At 72.2% G+C, this 21,071-nt stretch carries 17 protein-coding genes and 1 pseudogene; 10 read left to right on the forward strand and 8 right to left on the reverse strand.

Translation table 11 applies throughout. The features are described from left to right. Positions 1 to 7: 7 nt before the first annotated feature. The gene (locus tag ACFVYS_RS39020) at positions 8 to 1,612 is read right to left on the reverse strand and encodes an acyl-CoA synthetase (protein ID WP_389509994.1); all 1,605 of its coding nucleotides are present in this window, start codon (positions 1,610 to 1,612) and stop codon (positions 8 to 10) included. Positions 1,613 to 1,786: 174 nt separating this feature from the next. Between ACFVYS_RS39020 and ACFVYS_RS39025 the strand changes: the two genes are divergently transcribed. From ACFVYS_RS39025 to ACFVYS_RS39050, 6 genes are all read left to right on the forward strand, one after another. After that, on the forward strand, positions 1,787 to 2,587 hold the full coding sequence (locus ACFVYS_RS39025; RefSeq protein ID WP_389509996.1) for a crotonase/enoyl-CoA hydratase family protein: 801 nt from the start codon (positions 1,787 to 1,789) through the stop codon (positions 2,585 to 2,587). 129 nt (positions 2,588 to 2,716) lie between these two features. Beyond that, a complete protein-coding gene (locus ACFVYS_RS39030; protein WP_389509998.1) occupies positions 2,717 to 3,658 on the forward strand; it encodes a Zn-ribbon domain-containing OB-fold protein in 942 nt (313 codons plus the stop codon). Continuing rightward, positions 3,655 to 4,704: a thiolase domain-containing protein gene (locus tag ACFVYS_RS39035; protein ID WP_389510000.1), complete on the forward strand. Its 1,050-nt coding sequence runs from the start codon at positions 3,655 to 3,657 to the stop codon at positions 4,702 to 4,704. Before ACFVYS_RS39030 ends, ACFVYS_RS39035 begins: the two co-directional genes overlap by 4 nt. Beyond that, positions 4,701 to 5,867, forward strand: coding sequence for a thiolase domain-containing protein (locus ACFVYS_RS39040; protein WP_327181305.1), 1,167 nt, complete (start codon positions 4,701 to 4,703; stop codon positions 5,865 to 5,867). The genes ACFVYS_RS39035 and ACFVYS_RS39040 overlap by 4 nt, the downstream gene beginning before the upstream one ends. A gap of 83 nt (positions 5,868 to 5,950) precedes the next feature. Beyond that, positions 5,951 to 6,193 carry a DUF397 domain-containing protein gene (locus ACFVYS_RS39045; RefSeq protein ID WP_020126126.1) on the forward strand — a complete coding sequence of 81 codons (243 nt, stop codon included), beginning with the start codon at positions 5,951 to 5,953 and terminating at the stop codon, positions 6,191 to 6,193. A gap of 176 nt (positions 6,194 to 6,369) precedes the next feature. Beyond that, the gene (locus tag ACFVYS_RS39050; protein ID WP_389510002.1) at positions 6,370 to 6,867 is read left to right on the forward strand and encodes a hypothetical protein; all 498 of its coding nucleotides are present in this window, start codon (positions 6,370 to 6,372) and stop codon (positions 6,865 to 6,867) included. Between the two features lie 7 nt (positions 6,868 to 6,874). On the opposite strand, the gene ACFVYS_RS39055 is transcribed toward ACFVYS_RS39050, so the two are convergent. Next, positions 6,875 to 8,899: an N-acetylmuramoyl-L-alanine amidase gene (locus ACFVYS_RS39055; protein ID WP_389510004.1), complete on the reverse strand. Its 2,025-nt coding sequence runs from the start codon at positions 8,897 to 8,899 to the stop codon at positions 6,875 to 6,877. A 140-nt stretch (positions 8,900 to 9,039) separates the two neighbouring features. Then, positions 9,040 to 10,179: an aminoglycoside phosphotransferase family protein gene (locus ACFVYS_RS39060; protein WP_389510006.1), complete on the reverse strand. Its 1,140-nt coding sequence runs from the start codon at positions 10,177 to 10,179 to the stop codon at positions 9,040 to 9,042. A 232-nt stretch (positions 10,180 to 10,411) separates the two neighbouring features. On the opposite strand from ACFVYS_RS39060, the gene ACFVYS_RS39065 reads away from it, so the two are divergent. Then, positions 10,412 to 11,923 (forward strand): hypothetical protein, encoded by a 1,512-nt coding sequence (locus tag ACFVYS_RS39065; RefSeq protein WP_389510007.1) that lies wholly within the window; start codon positions 10,412 to 10,414, stop codon positions 11,921 to 11,923. Positions 11,924 to 11,947: 24 nt separating this feature from the next. Here the strand turns inward: ACFVYS_RS39065 and ACFVYS_RS39070 are convergent, their stop codons facing one another. Further along, complete coding sequence (locus tag ACFVYS_RS39070) at positions 11,948 to 13,345, reverse strand: PP2C family protein-serine/threonine phosphatase (RefSeq protein WP_389510009.1); 1,398 nt, start codon at positions 13,343 to 13,345, stop codon at positions 11,948 to 11,950. Between the two features lie 349 nt (positions 13,346 to 13,694). On the opposite strand from ACFVYS_RS39070, the gene ACFVYS_RS39075 reads away from it, so the two are divergent. Then, positions 13,695 to 14,108, forward strand: a complete 414-nt coding sequence (locus ACFVYS_RS39075; protein ID WP_389510011.1) for an SsgA family sporulation/cell division regulator — start codon at positions 13,695 to 13,697, stop codon at positions 14,106 to 14,108. Between the two features lie 13 nt (positions 14,109 to 14,121). On the opposite strand, the gene ACFVYS_RS39080 is transcribed toward ACFVYS_RS39075, so the two are convergent. Beyond that, positions 14,122 to 15,147 (reverse strand): Gfo/Idh/MocA family protein, encoded by a 1,026-nt coding sequence (locus ACFVYS_RS39080; RefSeq protein WP_389510013.1) that lies wholly within the window; start codon positions 15,145 to 15,147, stop codon positions 14,122 to 14,124. 158 nt (positions 15,148 to 15,305) lie between these two features. Continuing rightward, positions 15,306 to 16,400 (reverse strand): chemotaxis protein, encoded by a 1,095-nt coding sequence (locus ACFVYS_RS39085; RefSeq protein WP_389510015.1) that lies wholly within the window; start codon positions 16,398 to 16,400, stop codon positions 15,306 to 15,308. 150 nt (positions 16,401 to 16,550) lie between these two features. Between ACFVYS_RS39085 and ACFVYS_RS39090 the strand changes: the two are divergent. Together ACFVYS_RS39090 and ACFVYS_RS39095 are read left to right on the forward strand one after the other, a co-directional pair. Further along, positions 16,551 to 16,750: pseudogene (locus ACFVYS_RS39090) on the forward strand (arginine-ornithine antiporter); the annotation flags it as partial. A gap of 175 nt (positions 16,751 to 16,925) precedes the next feature. After that, positions 16,926 to 17,708, forward strand: coding sequence for an alpha/beta fold hydrolase (locus tag ACFVYS_RS39095; RefSeq protein WP_389510017.1), 783 nt, complete (start codon positions 16,926 to 16,928; stop codon positions 17,706 to 17,708). Positions 17,709 to 17,775: 67 nt separating this feature from the next. Here the strand turns inward: ACFVYS_RS39095 and ACFVYS_RS39100 are convergent, their stop codons facing one another. Next, the gene (locus ACFVYS_RS39100; RefSeq protein WP_389510018.1) at positions 17,776 to 19,266 is read right to left on the reverse strand and encodes an FMN-binding glutamate synthase family protein; all 1,491 of its coding nucleotides are present in this window, start codon (positions 19,264 to 19,266) and stop codon (positions 17,776 to 17,778) included. Continuing rightward, positions 19,267 to 20,886, reverse strand: coding sequence for an alpha/beta hydrolase (locus ACFVYS_RS39105; protein WP_389510030.1), 1,620 nt, complete (start codon positions 20,884 to 20,886; stop codon positions 19,267 to 19,269). Positions 20,887 to 21,071 lie beyond the last annotated feature (185 nt).

Consider the following 21,071-nt stretch of genomic DNA (forward strand, 5'->3'; position numbering starts at 1 on the left):
GGCCGGGTCAGCGGTCCTCGGCGACCGCCACCTCACGCGCCCACCGGTAGTCCGCCTTCCCGCTCGGCGAGCGGCGGATGGCCTCCGCGACCACCAGCTGACGCGGGATCTTGTAGCCGGCGAGCCGGGAGCGGCAATGACGCTGGATGTCCTCCAGCGAGGGCCGCGCGGCGCCGTTGCGCACCTGCACGACCGCCGCCACATGGTTGCCCCACGTCGGATCCGGCACCCCGGCCACCAACGCGTCGTACACGTCCGGATGGGACTTGAGCGCCTGCTCGACCTCCTCGGGGTACACCTTCTCGCCCCCGGTGTTGATGCACTGCGAGCCGCGCCCGAGGACCACGACCACGCCCTCCTCGTCGACGGTCGCCATGTCACCGAGCAGCACCCAGCGCTCGCCGTCCTTGCGGAAGAAGGTCTCAGCCGTCTTCGCCGGGTCGTTGTAGTAGCCGAGCGGCACGTGCCCGCACTGGGCGACCCGCCCGACCTCGCCCGCGGCGACCGGCTCGTGGGTGGCCGGATCGACCACCCGGGTACGGGAGTTGACGCGGACCCGGAAGCCGCGTTCGGGTCCGGAGTCGTCCGTCGCCGTGCCGTTGAACCCGGACTCCGAGGAGCCGAAGTTGTTCAGCAGCATCGCGTTCGGCATCAGCGCCCGGAACTGGCGGCGGACCGTGTCCGACATGATCGCGCCGGACGAGGACACGCTGAACACCGACGAGCAGTCCGTGCCCCTCAGGGGGCCTTCGAGCGCGTCGATCAACGGCCGCAGCATCGCGTCGCCCACCAGGGAGATGCTGGTGACCTTCTCCCGCTCGATCGTCCTCAGTACTTCCTCGGGCGCGAACTTGCGGTGGATCACCACACGTTGACCGAAGTTGAAGCCGATGAAGGCGGTGAGGGTGGAGGTGCCGTGCATCAGCGGCGGGGTGGGGAAGAAGGTGATCCCCGTACCGCCGGCCGCGACCCGTTCGGCGATCTCCTCCGGCTTCTTCACCGGTTCACCGGTGGGTGAGCCGCCGCCCAGCCCCGAGAAGAACAGGTCCTCCTGACGCCACATCACCCCCTTGGGCAGACCGGTCGTGCCACCGGTGTAGATGATGAACTGGTCGTCGCCCGAACGGACCGGGAAGCCGCGCTCGGCAGAGCCGCCCGCCTCGGCTTCCGCGAAGGAGGTGAAGCCGTCACCCGACGGCCCCACGCGTATCAGGTGCCGCAGCGCCGGCGTCTGCGGCAGCGCCGCCGCCACCCGGTCCGTGAACTCCGCGTCGAAGACCAGCGCCACCAGATCCGCGTCCCGGTAGAGATAGACCAACTCTTCTTCCACGTAACGGTAGTTGACGTTGACCGGCACGATCCGGGCCTTGAGGCAGCCGAGCACCGTCTGGAGGTACTCGACGCCGTTGTACAGATGCAGGCCGAGGTGCTCGCCGGGGCGGATCCCGCTGTCGAGGAGGTGGTGCCCGACGCGGTTGGCCGCGGCGTCGAGTTCCGCGTAGGTCAGACGGCGTTCCGCGCCCGTTCCGGGGTGGTCGACGTACACGAGGGCCTCACGGTCCGCCGCCACGTCGACGACCGACTCGAACAGGTCGGCAAGGTTGTACTCCACCGTTCCTCCTGACCGGGGGGCCTGGTTCTCCGACGGTTCGTCGGTCATCTGAGCAAAGGGGGCGGCAAGTGGGAAGGGCTCGCGCCAATAAATCTGACTGACTGTCAGAAAACCCTTGAACTGCCGTCACGCCTCCTGCAACCTGTTCTCGTTCTTTCCGAGGGGAGACCTGCGATGAGCGGCACCGAACACCTCACCGTGCGCCGCGAAGGCGCCACACTCGTGCTCACGCTCAACAGACCGGAGGCCAGGAACGCGCTCTCGATCGCCATGCTCGTCGGCCTGTACGACGGCTGGCTCGAGGCCGACGCGGACGACTCCGTCCGTTCGATCGTCTTCACCGGCGCGGGCGGCTCCTTCTGCGCAGGCATGGACCTCAAGGCCCTGGCCGGCCGCGGCATGGAGGGTGAGCGGCACCGGGACCGGCTCAAGGCCGACCCCGACCTGCACTGGAAGGCGATGCTCCGCCACCACCGCCCCCGCAAGCCGGTGATCGCCGCCGTGGAGGGGTACTGCGTGGCCGGCGGCACCGAGATGCTCCAGGGCACCGACATCCGCGTCGCGGGCGAGTCCGCCACCTTCGGACTCTTCGAGGTGAAACGCGGCCTCTTCCCGATCGGCGGCTCGACGGTCCGGCTGCCACGCCAGATCCCGCGCACCCACGCCCTGGAGATGCTGCTCACCGGCCGGCCCTACACCGCCCGCGAGGCCGCCGACATCGGGCTGATCGGGCATGTCGTCCCCGACGGCACCGCCCTGGAAAAAGCCCTGGAGATCGCCGAACGCGTCAACGCCTGCGGGCCACTTGCCGTGGAGGCCGTGAAGGCGTCCGTGTACGAGGCCGCCGATCTGACCGAGACCGACGGCCTCGCCGCCGAACTCACCCGGGGCTGGCCGGTGTTCGACACCGACGACGCGAAGGAAGGTGCGCGTGCCTTTACGGAGAAGCGGGCGCCGGTCTACAAGCGTGCGTGACGCTCCGCCGGGTGAGCGGGTGGTGCATGTCGTTCGCGGTCTGCGGGGCCGTCGTGGCTGGTCGCGCAGTTCCCCGCGCCCCTTGCGGGGCGCCCCCCTTGACGTCGGCTTCCCGAGGAGGCAGCCCCGATGCCCGAAGTTCTCAAAGCGCCGCTGGTCGTCGAGTTTCCGTTCACCCGGTCTCTCGGGCCCGTCCAGAGCGCCTTTCTCACCGGTCTGCGCGAGCGGGTCGTTCTCGGGGTGACGACCACCGACGGCCGCACCCTCGTCCCGCCCGTCGAGTACGACCCGGTCACCGCCGACGACCTGCGTGACCTGGTCGAGGTCGCCCCCACCGGCACGGTCACCACCTGGGCCTGGAACCACGCCCCCCGCCGCGGACAGCCCCTCACCACCCCCTTCGCCTGGGCCCTGGTCCGGCTCGACGGCGCCGACACCGCCCTCCTGCACGCCCTCGACGCCCCCGGCCCCGACGCCGTCCACACCGGAATGCGCGTCCGGATCCGCTGGGCCGAGCAGCGCACCGGCGCCATCACCGACATCGCCTGCTTCGAGCCGCACGACGGCGAGCCGGCCGAACTCACGGGCAGCACCGGCGAGTTCGCTGACCCGGTCGGCGGCATCGTCGCCGCCGCCCGGCTCGACTACACCTACTCGCCCGGCCGCGCCCAGACCGCCTACATCAACTCCCTCGCCGACCGCAGGACCGTCGGCGAGCGCTGCCCGTCCTGCCGCAAGGTGTACGTGCCGCCGCGCGGCGCCTGTCCCACCTGCGGCGTCCCGACCGGCGAGCAGGTCGAGGTCGGGCCGCGCGGGACCGTCACCACCTTCTGCATCGTCAACATCAAGGCGAAGAACCTCGACATCGAGGTGCCCTACGTCTACGCCCACATCGCCCTCGACGGCGCCGATCTCGCGCTGCACGCCCGCATCGGCGGCATCGCCTACGACCAGGTGCGCATGGGCCTGCGCGTCGAACCCGTGTGGACGGACGGCGCCCGCTACCCCGACCACTACCGGCCGACCGGCGAACCCGACGCGGACTACGACGCCTACAAGGAGCTGCTGTGACCCGGGACATCGCGGTGGTGGCCTTCGCGCAGACCGACGTCCTGCGCACCTCCGACGAGCTCTCCGAGGTCGAGATGCTCATGCCGGTCCTGCACAGCGTCCTGGACCGCACCGGCCTGAAGACCGCCGACATCGACTTCACCTGCTCCGGCTCCAGCGACTACCTCGCCGGCCGGGCCTTCTCCTTCACCCTCGCCCTCGACGGCGTCGGCGCCTGGCCCCCCATCTCGGAGTCCCATGTAGAGATGGACGGCGCCTGGGCCCTGTACGAGGCGTGGACCAAGCTGCTCACCGGCGACGCCGACACCGCGCTCGTCTACTCCTACGGCAAGTCCTCACCCGGCTCCCTGCGCGACGTGCTCACCCGCCAGCTCGACCCGTACTACGTCGCCCCGCTGTGGCCCGACTCCGTCGCCCTCGCCGCCCTCCAGGCGCAGGCCCTGATCGACGCGGGCGACACCGACGAGAGCGAACTCGCCGCGATCGCCACCCGCAGCCGCCGGGTCGCGACCCTCAACTCCCGCGCACAGCTCCGTGGCGCGGTCCCCCAGGGGGACTACGTCGTACGGCCGCTGCGCACCGGCGACTGCCCTCCCGTCGGCGACGGCGCCGCAGCCGTGATCCTCGCGGCCGGGGAGCGGGCCCGCGAACTGTGCTCCCGGCCCGCCTGGATCAGGGGCATCGACCACCGGATCGAGGCCCACTCGCTCGGCGTGCGCGACCTGACCGACTCGCCCTCCACCCGCCTGGCCGCCGAACGGGCCGGCGCCTTCGAACGACCCGTCGACACCGCCGAACTGCACGCTCCGTTCAGCGCCCAGGAGGTCGTCCTGCGCAAGGCGCTGCGGCTCGACGACAGCGTGCGGGTGAACCTGTCCGGCGGCGCCCTCGCCGCCAACCCGATGATGGCCGCCGGCCTCATCCGCGTCGGCGAGGCCGCCGCCCGCATCCACCGGGGCGAGTCCGACCGCGCCCTCGCCCACGCCACCTCCGGCCCGTGTCTCCAGCAGAACCTGGTCGCCGTACTCGAAGGGGAACCGCGATGAGCAAGGAGCCCGTGGCCGTCGTCGGGATCGGCCAGACCAAGCACGTCGCGGCCCGCCGGGACGTGTCGATCGCGGGGCTGGTCCGCGAGGCCGCCCGACGCGCCCTCGACGACGCCGAGCTGACGTGGGCCGACATCGACGCCGTCGTCATCGGCAAGGCCCCCGACTTCTTCGAGGGCGTCATGATGCCCGAGCTCTACCTCGCCGACGCGCTCGGCGCGGTCGGCAAGCCGATGCTGCGGGTGCACACGGCCGGCTCGGTCGGCGGGTCCACCGCGCTCGTCGCCGCGGGCCTCGTCGCGGCCCGCGTCCACGGCACCGTGCTGACCCTCGCCTTCGAGAAACAGTCCGAGTCCAACGCCATGTGGGGACTGTCGCTGCCGATCCCCTTCCAGCAGCCCCTGCTCGCCGGGGCGGGCGGATTCTTCGCGCCACATGTGCGGGCCTACATGCGGCGCAGCGGCGCCCCGGACACCGTCGGCTCGCTGGTGGCGTACAAGGACCGGCGCAACGCGCTGAAGAACCCCTACGCCCACCTGCACGAGCACGACATCACGCTGGAGAAGGTCCAGGCCTCGCCCATGCTCTGGGACCCGATCCGCTACTCGGAGACCTGCCCCTCCTCCGACGGCGCCTGCGCGATGATCCTCACCGACCGGGCCGGCGCCGCCCGCGCGCCCCGGCCGCCGGCCTGGATGCTCGGCGGCGCGATGCGCAGCGAACCGACCCTGTTCGCGGGCAAGGACGCCGTGTCCCCGCGGGCCGGCCGGGACTGCGCCGCCGACGTCTACCGGCAGGCCGGCGTCACCGACCCGCGCCGCGACATCGACGCCGTCGAGATGTACGTACCGTTCTCCTGGTACGAGCCCATGTGGCTGGAGAACCTGGGCTTCGCCGACGAGGGCGAGGGCTGGAAACTGACCGAGGCCGGGGTGACCGAGCTCGACGGCGACCTGCCCGTCAACATGTCGGGCGGCGTCCTGTCCACCAACCCCATCGGAGCCTCCGGCATGATCCGCTTCGCGGAGGCGGCGCTCCAGGTGCGCGGCCAGGCCGGGGAACACCAGGTGGAGCGGGCCGGGAAGGTCCTCGGGCACGCCTACGGCGGCGGCTCGCAGTTCTTCTCCATGTGGCTCGTGGGAGCGCGGCCACCGCAGTCCTGAAAGGTCCCCCTCACGTGCTCTGTCGGCGTCCGGGACCGATCGCTAGGCTGACCCGCGGACGACGAACCGGGAGGAGCACGGACGTGGCCGAGAGCACCATCCAGCAGCAGCCGCTCACGGGCTGGGACAAGCCGGAGCTGGACCTCAGCAACGCCGAGTGGCAGTCCAGCAGCCGGGGGCGGGGGGATGTCCAGATCGCCTTCGTCGAGGGATTCATCGCGATGCGCAACAGCGGCAGCCCCCAGAGCCCTTCCCTGATCTTCACGCCCGCCGAGTGGGGCGCGTTCGTGTCGGGGGCGCGGGAGGGGGAGTTCGACCTGACCTGAGACCCGTGTCGGCCGCACGGCCGGCACCGGAAGCCTGCCCGGACCAGGGGACCCGACGCGGGAGGCGGGCGGACAGGCGTCGGCCGCCACCGCCCGGGGAGTGACGGCCCCCCGGGACGACGAACCGCGTCCCTCCCGGCGGTCGCCGGACGGCGCTGTCCACGTACCATGGCGGCATGTCGTTCCTCCGCCGCCGCAGCGCCACTCCCGCCGGGCCCGACTTCGACGTCCTGGCCATGGATCCGGGCGACTGGCCCGGCAATCTGGGTGCCGGGCTGCTGCCCGCCCCCGACGGCAGCTGCCAGGGCGTCTTCCTGCGCTACGACCTCTTCGGCGGCCGCGGCCCCGCGATGATCATCGGCAACCTGCCCGAGGGCTCCCCGGCCCGCGAGGTGGAGGAGGGCGAGGTCCCCTTCGAGGTCGCCCAGCTGCTGCTCGCGCTGGAGAACGACGAGGAGGTGAGCGTCGTCGGCACCGAGGACATGCCGGTGATGCAGGGCGACAACCTTCTGATCGTGCGCCGCCTCAAGCTCTCCGAGGGCCGGATCTCCTGCGTGCAGTTCGACCGCAGCGACAACGTCCTGGTGACCATCGCCGCCTGGGACCGCCCCATCACGGACGACCTGTACGCCCTGCTGAAACCGCTCCCGGCGGAGCTGTTCCAGCAGGGCTGAGGCGCCGCTACGACGTGGAGGACATCAGCTGCACGTCCGCGGCTCGCACGAACGCCACCCGGTGGCCGTACTGGATCTCGTAGTACTGGTCCTCACCGATCACGACCCGGTGCGAGCCGGTGGCGAAGGTGACCGCGTAGTAGTACTCGCCCGGCACCTTGTCACCGACCACGTACTTCTGGCCCTTCGGCAGGGTGTACGGAAGCGGTGACACCGCCTGGGCCGGGACGCCCGCCGGGTAGGCCGACGCCTCGGGGTAGGCGCGGCCGTAGACCGGGACGCTGTCGCGGCCGTCCTTCGGGGTGATCACCTGGCCCGCCGCGGGCACCGCCGTCGGCCGGTCCTTCGGGTTGTGGAACCACGCCTTCTGACCCAGATACCAGATCGCCGTCCAGTCACCCCACCGGTCGGCGACCGCGTACTGCTGGCCGGTGGACACCCGCGAGGAGATGTCGTTCACGCCCGTGGTCGGGGCCGAGCCCTGGCCGATGTCCTTGATCAGGGCCGACTTCTCGTCGTGGTCGGAGTACAGCCGCACCGCGCCCGAACCGTGCGCCGCGCACGGCCGGCCCTTGGTGACGCAGTCCGTGTACACCGGCTGGTTGGCGAGGTAGTCCGGCCGGATCGTCACCAGACCGCCGCTCCTGCGGGCCGACGCCGCGAAGGGCCGGTCCAGCAGCTCGAAGTAGTGCCGCCAGTCCCAGTAGGGGCCCGGGTCGGTGTGCATCCCGGAGACGGTCGCGGTGGTCGGCCCCGGCACGTTGTCGTGGCCCAGGACGTGCTGCCGGTCCAGCGGGATGCCGTACCGCGCGGCCAGGTATTTCACCAGACGCGCCGACGACCGGTACATCGCCTCCGTGTACCAGGAGTCCGGCTGGGCGAGGAAGCCCTCGTGCTCCAGGCCGATCGACTTGGCGTTGACGTACCAGTTGCCCGCGTGCCAGGCCACGTCCTTGGCCTTCACATGCTGGGCGACATGCCCGTCGGTGGAGCGCAGGGTGTAGCTCCAGGACACATAGGTGGGGTCCTGGACCATGTTCAGCACCCCCTCCCAGCCGCCCTCGGTGTCGTGCACGACGATGTACTTGATGCTCGGCGCGGCGGGCCGGTCGCCGAGGTCGTGGTTGCCGTAGTCGTTGTCGCCGAACTGCTCGTACGGCGCCGGGATCCACTCGCAGGACACCGTCGTCGGGCACTCGGTGCCGGCCGTGGAGGTCGTGCGCAGGCCGGTCTTCCCCAGCTGGCCGGTCCGCGGGGCCAGGTCCGGCACGGCGGCCAGGGCGACCGGCCCACCGGCGTCCGTGATGCGCTCCGCGCCGGTGCGGAGCACGTCGAAGACGTCGTCGGCGTAGTCGGCGGCCGTCGCGCGGTCCTCCGCGCCCGAGAAGCGCGCCACCGCGCCGTACCAGTCCGCCGGGTCGCCGCTCAGCGGCTCGCCCAGGCTTTGCTGCGCGGCGGCCAGGAGCGCGGCGCCGCCCGCGATGTTGGCCGCGGGGTCCGTGCGCAGCTCCTCGGCGCTCAGGCCGGTCAGCTCCGCCGCCCTCGGCAGGGTGCGCAGCCGGGCCGGGAGCTCCTCGCCGGCCGGGAGCGGCGTCCGCGGGACACGGGCCGGGCGGGCTGAGTCGCCACGGGCGTCCTCCGCGCCCTGGCTGTGGTGCGGGGCCGCGGCGAGCGCCGTACGCGCGTCGGTGAGGTGCATCGGTCCGTAGCCGCCGGTCACGCTCGGCGCTCCGGCGTGCGTGTCCCAGCGGGACTGGAGATAGGAGACGCCCAGCAGCAGGCTCCGCGGCACGTGGTACTCGGCGGCCGCGACGGCGAAGGCCCGCTGGAGGCCGGCCGCCCCGGCAGCCCGGGAGGTCGAGGGAGCGGTCGCCTCGGCCGGGAAGGCCGCGCCGAGCAGCGGCAGCAACAGAGCCGCCGACGCCAGGGCGCCTGCGGCTCTACGGGGGTGTCTGCCAGGTCCGGGGTGAGTGACGGGTTTTCGCAATGCGGCCTCCTGGGACGAGCGGGCGGGGCGTGCGGGGCCGGACATGAGCCATCTGTCACCGGCTTGCCGACAACCCGTCAATCATGCCCACAGACAGGCGATTTCCCTTGTCAAGACACCGCTGACGCACCGCGGGGGCCCGCGCGGCGCCGCCGTTCAGGCGCAACCGCGGAACCCCCGTCCCCTCAGCGCGTGCCGACCGCCGCGCGCACGGCCCGGCGGGCCAGCTGGCAGTCGTCGTGCAGCCGTCGCAGCAGCAGGCGCTGTTCCTCGCCGGACGGCGTGCCACCCGGATGGCCCCCCGGAGCCGCCGGGGTGACGTCGTGCATCGAACGCTGCACGGCCGTCTCGTAGGTACGGATCTCGCGGGTCAGGACCAGCATCAGGTTCACCAGGAAGGCGTCCCGGGAGGCCGGGCCCGCCAACTGGGCGATCTGGCTGATCTGACGGCGCGCCACCGGCGCGTCGCCCAGCGCCGACCACAGCGTCGCCAGGTCGTAGCCCGGCAGATACCAACCCGCGTGCTCCCAATCCACCAGCACTGGACCGGCCGGTGAGAGAAGGATGTTCGACAGGAGGGCGTCGCCGTGACAGAACTGGCCCATGCCCTGCCGGCCCGCGGTGGCCGCGATGCCGTGCAGCAGCTTCTGGAGGTCGCCGAGGTCCCGGTCGGTGAGCAGACCCAGCTCGTGATAGCGGGAGATACGGGCGGCGTAGTCCAGCGGGGCGTCGAACGTCCCCGCCGGCGGCCGCCAGGCGTTGAGCCGGCAGACCGCGCCGAGTGCCGCCCGGACGTCGGCCCGCGGCGGGGCCTCGGTGGGGTGCCGCTGGAGTGCCGCCACCCGGCCCGGCATCCGCTCGATCACCAGTGTGCAGTTGTCCGGGTCCGCCGCGATCAGTCTCGGCGCCCGCACCGGAGGGCGGTGCCGGACGAACGTGCGGTACGCGGCTATTTCGTGCCGGATCTGCTCGGCCCACACGGGGGAGTGGTCGAGTAAGCACTTGGCGACCGCCGTGCTGCGGCCGGTCGTACCGACCAGCAGCACCGAGCGTCCGCTGCGGCGCAGCACCTGGACCGGCGCGAACTCCGGGCAGATCCGGTGCACGGACGCGATCGCCGTGCGCAGCTGGGCGCCCTGGGGGCCGGACAGGTCGAGTCTCCCGCTGAGCGGTGGGGTGCCGAGCCCCGCGGGACGCCGGGTCGGACCGGCGCCGAGCGCGGGACCCGCCGACCGCGCGGCGGGGTCGAGGTAGGGGCCGCCGCCGCCCGGGCGGGTGTGCAGCGACCGGGGCGGGGCGGACACGGAGGACGATGCTGCGTACATGGGAGAAACAGATCCCTTCGTGTGCCGGACGTCAGAGCGCTGCCCCGACCGGTCCTTTCGGGTGCACCCTGGGGAATGTCCCTCGGCGACCGGGTCGGGGTGGCGCTTTCCTACCTGACACCCATCGCCCAGTGGCACACCATCTGGCGAACCCTGGCGAACCCTGGCGAATAGTCGCCCGGCAACTTTCACCGGGCTACTGTCAACTCAGCCGAGAACCTGGGGGCTTGACGTGAGCGGACAACCCAACACCCGCCTCTCGGACCTGTTCGGCCTGGCCGGCTGGTCCAAGGGTGAACTCGCGAGGCTGGTCAACCGGCAGGCGGCGGCCATGGGCCACCCCCAGCTGTCGACCGACACCTCCCGGGTGCGGCGGTGGATCGACACGGGAGAGATCCCGCGTGATCCGGTACCGCGGGTGTTGGCGGCTCTGTTCACCGAGCGTCTCGGCCGTGTCGTGACCATCGAGGACCTCGGTCTGGTCCGGCACGGGCGTACAGGGAATCGGCCCGGCGGCGGGAGTGTGGAACATCCCGACGATGTGCCGTGGGCGCCCGAACGGACTGCTGCGGTCCTCACCGAATTCACGGGAATGGACCTCATGCTCAACCGACGCGGCTTGGTGGGCGCGGGTGCCGCGCTCGCCGCGGGCTCAGCTCTCAGCAGTGCCATGTACGAGTGGCTGCACACCGACCCCACCCTCTCCTCCGACGCTCCTGTCATCGACCATCCCCTCCTGCACCACGCCGACCCCGCCGGGTTCGACCGCTACGAGGCCGCCCCCATCGGAACGGAGGAGGTGGACGAACTCGAGCGCTCGGTGGAGGTGTTCCGGGCCTGGGACGCGGCCCGCGGAGGCGGGCTGCAACGCAAGGCCGTGGTGGGACAGCTCAACGAGGTGGGCGGCATCCTCGCCTACCACCATCCCACCCATCTCCAGCGGCGCCTGTGGGGCGTCGCGGCCAACCTCGCCGTCCTCGCGGGCTGGATGTCGCACGACGTCGGTCTGGAGCCCACGGCCCAGAAGTACTTCGTCATCGCCGCCCATGCCGCACGAGAGGGCGGTGACCGCCCACGGGCCGGCGAGGCGCTCTCCCGGGCGGCCCGTCAGATGGTCCACCTCGGGCGGCCCGACGAGGCCCTCGACCTGATGAAACTCGCCCAGTCCGGATCCGGCGACAACGTGACCGCGCGCACCCGGGCGATGTTCCACACCATCGAGGCCTGGGCGCAGGCGTCGATGGGCAAGGGCCAGGCCATGCGCCGTACCCTCGGCCAGGCGGAGGACCTCTTCGTCTCCGACAAGGGCGACGTCACACCGCCGTCCTGGATGCAGACCTTCAAGGACGAGGATCTGTACGGCATGCAGGCGCTGGCCTACCGCACGCTGGCCGAGTTCGAGCCACAGGCGGCCGCGCATGCCCAGTACTACGCGGAGAAGGCGCTGGCGCTGCGCGTCGACGGGCGGGAACGGTCGAAGATCTTCGACCATCTGTCCATGGCGTCCGCCTGCTTCATCGCCGATGACCCCGAGCAGGCGGACCGGTTCGCGCGGCTGGCCCTGATGTCGATGGGATCGAACTCCTCCCGGCGCACCTGGGACCGGCTGAGCCAGATGTACCGGCTCACCGCGCAGTACGCGGGCTACCCGAGGATCAGCGAACTGCGGGAGGAGATCAGGCTGGCGCTGCCGAAGCAGAAGGGCAGCCGGGGGAGCAAGGGGGGCAACGGCACCCAGGTGTAGGCGGGTTGTCGTCGGTCGGTCCACTCACCGGGTGACCCGGGCGACCAGCACGCAGGCGTCGTCGGCGCGTTCGCTCTCGCCGCACTCCTCCACGACCATCCGCACGCACTCCTGTGCGGTGCGCGCCCTGTCCAGACGAGGGGCCAGGCCGAGGAGGCGGTCGGCGGGTGCCAGCCCGTCGGTGTGCAGCAGAAGGAGGTCGCCTTCTTCGAGGGTCTCCTCGGCCTGCCCGTAGGCGGCGCGTGCGGTGGCTCCCAGGAGCACGCCCTCCGGTGCGTCCATCCGACGTCCCGTCCCGTCGCGGAACAGCAACGGGACGGGGTGTCCGGCCTGCGCCCACGTCAGGGTGCGGGTGTCCGGCCGGTAGCGGCAGCAGACCGCGCTGCCCAGGGCCGGTTGGACCGTGGCGTCCAGTAACTGGTTGAGCCAGGACATCAGTTGGGCCGGCCAGGTGCCCGCCATGGCCATTCCGCGCAGGGCGCCCAGCAGCATCGCCGTGGTCGAGGTGACGGCAGGGCCGTGGCCGGTGAGATCACCGACGCTCAGCAGCGTCTGCCCGTCGGAGAGTTCGAGCGCGTCGTACCAGTCGCCGCCGATCTGCGAGGTCGTCGCGGCGGGCAGGTAGTGGGCGGCGAGGTCGAGGGAGCCGGGGCCCTGGTGCGGCAGGCGCGGGGAGCCGCGCCACGGCGGCAGCACGGCCTCCTGGAACTCCACCGCGAGCCGGTGTTCGGTCTGGGCCCGGTGCCGCTGCCGCTGGAGCGAGTCACGGCTCTCGCGCACCGCCCGCTGGCTGCGGCGCAGTTCGCTGACGTCCCGCAGCACGGCCCACATCGAGGTGGTGCCGCCCTCGGTGTCGAGCACGGGCTCGCCCATCATGTGCACGGTGCGGTGCTCGCCGTCCGGGCGCACGACCCGGAACTCGCCGTCGATGGGCCGGGCGTCGATCAGACAGTCCGTGACCATAGCCGTCAGCTTCGGCCGGTCCTCGTCGAGGACGAGCGCGGGAAGTTCGTCGAGGGTGAGCGGGGGAGCGGCGGGATCGCGGCCGAGGATCCCGTAGAGCTCCTCGGACCAGACGGCCTCGTCCGTCAGCAGGTTCCACTCCGCGCTGCCGACCCGGCTCAGCAGCGCCTCGCGCCGTGAAGCGACCGGTGCGGCGGGCACGGGCTCGGCGGCCGGCACGGGCGGCGGACCGTCCCGCAACTGGGCCAAGTGCGCGTCGAGGTCGTCGAGTTGGTGCAGTGCCAGATCGCAGAGCGCGCGCTGCCAGCGCCCCTGCGGGTCCGCCGTGTCGCTCCGGGTGTCCTGCCGTACGGCGTCCATCTCGCCCTTGAGCCGTCGTGTCTGCGTGATCAGCGCGTCGACCGAGCCGCGCCCCGGCGGCTGGGCGGCTGAGCGGTCCGCGGAGACATGGGGCGGCATGACGCACTCCGATGGGGGACGGTACGGCGAAGGCTGACACAAGGGCCGTTACGACTGTTGCACAGCCCGCGACGGCGTGTAAGGGATTTGGCAACACACGATTCGGTGGTGCTTCTGGCATATGCCAGTGTCTTCACGGAGGGGTGGCGGGAGGTGGTCGGCGGGCGCCGGAAAGGGGTCAAGTCGTAGGTGACGTACGTGACTTGGGGGACTCCTGAGGGGGTCGAGGTGACCATCGGTCGCATGTTCGCCGGGCTGATGTTCCAGGCAACGGCCGCTGTGATGCAGGTCACAAGAATTGGACACCGCTTTCGCGTAATGCAAGTGGCCCCGGCGAGGTCGTACATGCATGGACATCACTCTTGAACAACCCGTCCGCGCCCGCTTGATCACCGCGGAGGACCAGGAGCTGCCCGTGCCCGCCACGCTCCGCTACGACTCCACCGACCCGTTCGCGGTACACGTCGACTTCCCGCCGGAGGTCTCCCTCGCGGGTGAGGCCGTCACCTGGACCTTCGGCCGGACCCTGCTGGAGCAGGGTGTGAGCGGTCCGGCCGGGACCGGAGACGTGCACATCTGGCCCTGTGGGCCGGTCCGTACGGTGGTGGAGTTCCACTCTCCGCTCGGCCTGGCCCTGCTCCAGTTCGAGACGGGCGCCCTGCGCCGGTTCCTGCTGCGCAGTTACGCCGTGGTCGCGGCGGGCCGGGAGGATGTCGGCGCCGCCGTCGACCAGGGGCTGGAGGCCCTGCTCGGCAGTGCCTGAGCCCCGTCGGGTGTCAGTGACCGCCCGCGGTGTACAGGCCGGGGCGCGGGGCGAGTTCGACCGCGACGCGCATGTCGCTCTCCAGGGCGCGGATCCCGGCCTCGGCGACGACGGAGGCCGCGTAGCCGTCCCAGACGGTCGGGCCGGTGACCAGACCGCGCCGGGTGGCGTCGACCCAGGCCTGCACCTCGCGGTCGTAGGCGTCCGCGAACCGCACGAGGTAGTCCTGGGGCACGTCCGCGGCGGCGGTGCCCCCTGTGGTGACGAGCATCCCCTGGTCGTCGCCGATGCGCGCGCTGCCCGCCTCGCACACGGCCTCGCAGCGCACCTGGTACCCGAAGCCGCAGTTGACGAAGACCTCCACGTCGACCAGGGCGCCCCCATCGGTCTCGAAGAGCACGAACTGCGGGTCGAGCAGGCCCTGCGGGGCGCCGGCGGAGGGACGCGGGCGCCGCACGGTGACCGCGGTCAGCTCCTGGCCGAGCAGCCAGCGGGCCGCGTCGATCTCGTGCGACACCGAGCTGTCGATCAGCATCGCGCTGGTGAAGCCCGGCGGTGAGGAGACGTTGCGGTGCACGCAGTGCAGCATCAGCGGCCGCCCGAGCCGCCCGTCGTCCAGCAGCGCCTTCAGCCTGCGGTACCCGGCGTCGTAGCGCCGCATGAACCCGATCTGCGTCAGCCGCCGCCCCAGCCGGGCCTCCGCCTCCAGCACGCGCAGCGCCCCGGCCGAGTCCGGCACCATGGGCTTCTCGCACAGCACCGGGAGCCCGCGGGCGAAGGCCGCGAGCAGCGCCTCCTGGTGCGCGGGGCCGGGCGAGGCGATCAGCACGGCCTCGACGCCGGGCGCGTCGAGCGCGGCCTCGGCCTCCGGGTGGACCGTCACCCCCTCGATCCCGGCCACGGCCTCCTTCGCGCGCGCGGCATCGGGATCGGCCACGGCGGCGACCCTGGCTCCGCTGACCACGCGATCGAGGCGGCGTATATGGTCGGCCCCCATGTGTCCGGCACCCAGCACGGCCACGCCCAGCAGGTCACTCACGCGTACTCACCATCCCGGTCGACGATCACGCCGTAGCGTACGCCGCCGGTGAGAGCCGCCGAGCGGGCCCCGACCAGGGCAACCGGCCGACCGGTGCGACCGACCGGCCAGGGCCATGGGGCCGGCCAGGGTCATCGGGCCGGCCGCCGTGGTGCGGGTCAGTAGCGCAGTACGCCTGCCATCCCGTCCGCGTCGCCGAGTGCGCCGTCGGGTACGAAGCGCACCTCGGCGCCCGTCTCCAGGCACTGCTCGACGATCTCGTCCACGATGTCCTCTCGGGCGTCGAGATCGCCGCTCTCGGCGGGGACGAGATGGTCGCCGCCGTCGCGGACCGTGACGCGGTAGTTCTCCTCCACGGCCAGCAGCCGGATCCGGCCCTCCCGGGCGTTCTGCCAGAGCTCGTCGACGCCGGCCGCGAACGTCTTGTGTCCACGGGCCGAGTCGAGCTCACGGGCGACGGCGGCGGTGTTCCGGCGGGCCTCCGCGTCGTGCAGCGGGCGCACCGCCTGCCACACGGAGTCGGGTGTGCCGTGGGAGAGCCCGCCGTGCGCGACGTGCACCGCGTTTCGGGTGGCTCCGCCCAGCTCGTCGAGGAGCGACAGCGCCGCCTGCTCGCCGGTGACGTACAGCGGTCGCGGGTCCTCGCGCAGCAGTCCGCCCAGGGCGGTGTCGGCCTCGCGCAGGAAGTGGCGGGTGTCCTCGTCGCGGAACGTGCTGGGCAGGTCGCCGATCCGCTCCATGCGTTCGGCGTCGAAGTTCGGCTGGCTCCTGACCAGCGGGAAGCCGGCGGCGTGCTCCTCGGTGACCCGGTCGGCGCCGCCGTTCCACAACGTGACGCGGTCGGCGGAGACCGACAGGACCCAGAACGGGCGTTCGGCGGCCTGGGCCGAGACGAGGTTGCGGGTCAGAAAGGTGTCGGAGAGCACGACGCGTTCGGGGACGGCACGGGCGAGGGACCACACCTGGTGCTCGCCGGGGGCGGCGTAGATGACCAGGCCGGCCTCGGTGTGCGCCAGGTCGACCTCGGCCAGGGCCCGGTCGAGCTGGTCGGCGACGTCGGCGCGCCGCTCGCGGCTGACCGCCGGGTCGGTATCCAGCTGTTTCTTCGCCTCGGCCACGACATTGCGCAGCCGGACCCGGTCCTGGGTGTTCTCGGGTTCCCGCCGGTGCGTCGGCGTCAGCACGGACACCGCGGGATAGGGGCGCGGGCGCCGCAGTTCGGAGAGGGTCGCTGGGCTGAGTGCGTGCTCCATATCAGCACGATAGGTCCCAATCACCGTTCAGGCATTTGGGGCAATATCAATACATGTCAGGGCGCCCGCGTTGTCACGGTCGCAGCGGTGGCCGACGGACGCTCCCCGACCGCCGGCGCACCGCTTCCGTCCCTCCGTCGTAGGGCATCCATGACGCAGACCGAGACCGAGACCGGGTCCCGGCCGACCACCGCGAAACTGAGCCTGCCGCTCACCACCATGGTCGTCGGCTCGATGGTCGGGGCCGGCGTTTCTCCCTGCCGAGCCGGTTCGCCGAGGAGAGGGGTGTCGCCGGTGCGCTGATCGCCTGGGCCGTCGCCGGCACCGGCATGCTGATGCTCGCCTTCGTCTGCACCTTCCACCCCGACTAGGCGGGCGCCACCGTGTGGTGGGGCGACCCCGAACTCGACTGGGGACAGGCGACGGCTTTCCGGTGGGCGTCCGACGGTGACGGCGGCCCCCTCCGCCGGTTACCGTACGCGTCAGTAACCGGGACCGGTCCGGACCGCACCGCAGGAGGCACCCATGCCGCAGCTCGAAGTCGACGGCGCAGCACTGACGTACGACGACGAGGGCCCGCGCGACGGCGACGGGGTGCCCCTGGTGTTCGTGCACGGCTGGACGGCGAACCGGCACCGCTGGGACCACCAGGTGGCGCACTTCGCCGAGCAGCGCCGGGTGATCCGGCTCGACCTGCGCGGGCACGGCGAGAGCAGCGGTGCGGGCGTGAAGACGGTCGCGGAGCTGGCGACGGACCTCCTGGCCCTCCTCGACCACCTGGAGATCGACCGGTTCGTGCTGGTCGGCCACTCGATGGGCGGGATGATCTCGCAGACCGTCGCCCTCTCCCACCCCGAACGGGTGGAGCGCATGGTGCTGGTGAACTCCATCGGCCGGATGACCTACAGCCGGGGCAGGGGCCTGCTGATGGGCGTCTCCACCCTCGTCCCCTTCAAGCTGTTCGTCGCCACCAACATCCAGCGGGCCTTCGCCCCCGGCTACCCCCGCGAGGAGATCCGCGCGTACATCAAGTCCTCCGCGGACACCCCGCGCGAGGTGGTCATGACGCTGTACGGCGCCATGCGTGCCTTCGACGTGCTGGACCGGGCCGGGGAGATCCAGGCCCCCACCCTGATGATCCACGGCTACCACGACATCCAGCTCCCGGTGCAGCAGATGCTGCGCATGGCCAAGGCCTATCCGGACGCCACCGTCCGCGTCCTCGACGCGGGCCACGAACTCCCGGTCGAGAAGCCGGCCGAGCTGACGGCGGCGATCGACGCCTTCGTCAGCGTCAAACCCTCGTAGCCGTTGCGGCCGTTGTAGGCCGCTGTTGTAGGCCTCGGGGGCCTCGCGGCCGTCCGCCGCGGGGCCGCTAGCCGAAGCTGTCCGGGTCCGCGGCCTTCCAGTCCGTCTCCCAGGACGGTGGTGGTCCGGAGAGCAGTTCTCCCGGCGCCAGCCACTCGTACAGCTCCGCGTAAGAACGGACCGTGCCCGGCCGCGTCCGCCGGACCAGATGGGCGGGGGTGAGTTCGGCCGGCTCGCGGATGCCCATCGCCGCCATGATCCGGACGGCGTCACGCACCGTCTCCCGCTGGTAGTGCCGGACCCGCCGGGCCTTGTCGGCCACGTTCAACGAGCGTGCCCGCAGCGGGTCCTGGGTCGCGACGCCGGCCGGGCAGGTCCCGGTGTGGCACCGCAGCGCGCCGACACACCCGACGGCGCGCATCATCGCCCGGGCCGCGTTGGTGTAGTCGGCGCCCTGCGCGAGACGCGTGACGATGTCCGAGCCGGTGGCCACCCGGCCGCTCGCCCCGATCCGGACCCGGTCCCGGAGCCCGACGCCGACCAGGGCGTTGTGCACGGTGATCAGACCCTGGGTGAGCGGCATACCGAGGTGCCCGGCGAACCCCGCAGGTCCGGCGCCGGTGCCACCCTCCGACCCGTCCACCACCACGAAGTCGGGCGTCAGACCCTCCGCCACCATCGCCCGGCACACCGCGAGGAACTCCCGCCGCGAGCCCACGCACAGCTTGAACCCGGTCGGTTTGCCCCCGGCCAGCTCACGCAGCCGGGCCAGGAACAGCACCAGTTCACGCGGCGTCGAGAAGACCCGGTGCGAGGGCGGCGACACCACCGTCTCGCCCACCGGGACCTTCCGCTCCCGCGCGATCTCGGCGCTCACCTTCACCCCCGGCAGCACCCCGCCGCTGCCCGGCGCCGCCCCCTGGGACAGCTTCAACGACACGCACCTCACCTCGGGCAGCGCCGCCTTGTCCGCGAACTCCCGTGCGTCGAAGCCGCCGTCGGCGTCGCGGCAGCCGAAGTACCCCGTCCCGATCTCCCAGACCAGGTCGCCGCCGCCGCGCAGATGGTGCTCCGACAGCCCGCCCTCCCCGGTGTCCTGCGCGAAACGCCCCAGCGCCGCACCCCGGTTGAGGGCGAGCACCGCGCGCGACGACAGCGCCCCGAAGCTCATCGCGGACACGTTCAGCAGCGCCATGTCGTAGGGCTGGGAGCAGTCCGGCCCACCCACCCGCACCACCGGCGGCTCCTCGGCCGGCTCGACCGGCCGCAGCGACGGCACCAGATACTCGTACGCGTCCCGGTCGCCGCCGAACGGCTCCCGCGGGTCGCCGCGCCGGGCACGCGCGCGCACCTGCTCCGTCCGATACCGCAGCCGCCCGACCAGCGGGTGGGTGCGCAGTTCGGAGCGGCGGCGCTGGAGCAGGTCCCAGCCCCCCAGACAGGCCGACGCCAGCAGCGGTCCGGCCGCGAGCCACCACCAGGCGGACCGGGCGGACGAGGCCACCGTCGTCCCGGCCGCGAGGAGGCAGACGAGCAGCAGCGGCAGGAACCGGCGCACTCAGCCGTCGTCCTCGTCGGGCCCGCAGGAGCTGCCGCTGGGCGGGAGGGAGCCGTAGAGCAGAAAGTCGTCGACCTTGCGGTGCACGCACTTGGACGACCCGTAGCCGGTGTGGCCGTCGCCCTTGTTGTCGAGCACCACGGCCGGGGCACCGAGACGCTTCGCCGTCTCCACGGTCCAGCGGTACGGCGTCGCCGGGTCCCCGCGCGTGCCGACCAGCAGCATGTCCGGGGTGTTCAGGTCCTTCACCTCGTCGCGGATGAAGTCGGTTCCCCCGGGGCGGCCGTAGCACATCAGGACCTCGGTGAGGCGGTACTGCCCGAAGACCGGAGAGGCCTTGTCGTACGCGGCGCGCAGCCGCTCGAGGTCCGCCAAGATCTGCGCGGCCGTGGGGCGGTCGGGATCGTCGGCGCAGTTGATCGCCATCAGCGCCGCGGGCAGGTTGTCGAGGGGGATGTCCTCCTCGTCGACGAGCGCCCCGGGGGTGGGCTCGCCGCGGCCCGCGGCCCGGAGCGGGAACGGCAGCGGCAGGGCGAAGCCGCCGGTCGCGAAGCTCAGGACCCCGCTGGCGTCCCCGCTCTCGATGAGCTGCGCCAGCGCCCGTTCCAGCAGGGGCCACAGCTCCTTGCTGTACAGCCCCTGTCCGATCGCGCCGACGAGGTCCTGGCCGGAGAAGTCGTCGCCGAAGTCGGTCGGCACCGGGTCCTCGTCCAGCGAGCGCACGAGCCGGACGACCTCCTCGCGGGCCACGCGCGGATCCTGCCCGAACGGGCAGGCGATGTCCTTGGTGCACCAGCCGACGAAGCCGTCCAGCGCCACCTGCTGCCCCCGGGCGCCCGCGAGGCCCTGCTCGGTGAGCGGCTCGGTCAGGGTGTCCACGCCGTCGAGGACCAGCCGGCCCACCTTGTCGGGGAACCGGGCGGCGTAGACCGCGCCGAGCCGGGTGCCGTACGAGAACCCCAGGTAATTGAGCTTCTTGTCACCGAGTGCCGCGCGCAGCACGTCCAGGTCCTGTGCCGCGTCGACGGTGCCTATGTGCGGCAGCACCGGCCCCGAGTGCTCGGCGCAGTCGACGGCGACCCGCTTCAACCGGGTGAGGAGCGCCTGGGGATCGGCGAGGGCCGAGTCGGCGTCCAGGGAGGCCAGTCCTCTGTCCGCGCCGTCCCCGCAGCTGACGGGGGAGGAGCGGCCGACCCCCCGGGGATCGAGGCTGACCACGTCGTAGCCGTTGGTGAGATCCATGAACTCTTTTCCGCCATAGGCGAGTTCGGGAACACCGGGGCCGCCGGGGCCGCCGAAGTTGAGCACCACCGAGCCGCGCTTGTCGCCCGTGGCCCGGTAGCGGGCGAGCGCGAGTTCGAGCGTGCCGGACTTGGGGTGGCGGTAGTCGAGCGGGACGGTCAGGTCGGCGCACTGGAGGTCCTTGGGCATGCGGTCTCCGTCGCACGCCGACCAGGTGACCTTCTGGCCGTAGAACCGGGAGAGGCCGGGACGGTCGTCCCCGGCGGCGTTCCGGTTCGCGGTCGCCGTCGGCAGGCCCGCGCCCACCAGGGTCAGTGCGGCGGTGGCGGCGAGCGCGCAGCGTCGCAGCCCGGGCCGCGTCGGCAGCTTGGCCAGCATCAATGCCTCCAGGGACGCCCGCAGCGGTCCGGGAACGGCGCCCTCGCTCACGATAGGCGGCCTGCCGACGACCCGCCTCCGGGCGGACGGGGGCCACCCCGCGCCCCCTCGCGGGTTGCGCCGCGGGCGCCCCGCAAGGCCCGTGCGGCGGGGCTGACACCAGTTCGACGAGGGAGTCTGAGAGG

Source organism: Streptomyces sp. NPDC058295 (assembly GCF_042880655.1).
GTDB lineage: Bacteria > Actinomycetota > Actinomycetes > Streptomycetales > Streptomycetaceae > Streptomyces > Streptomyces coriariae.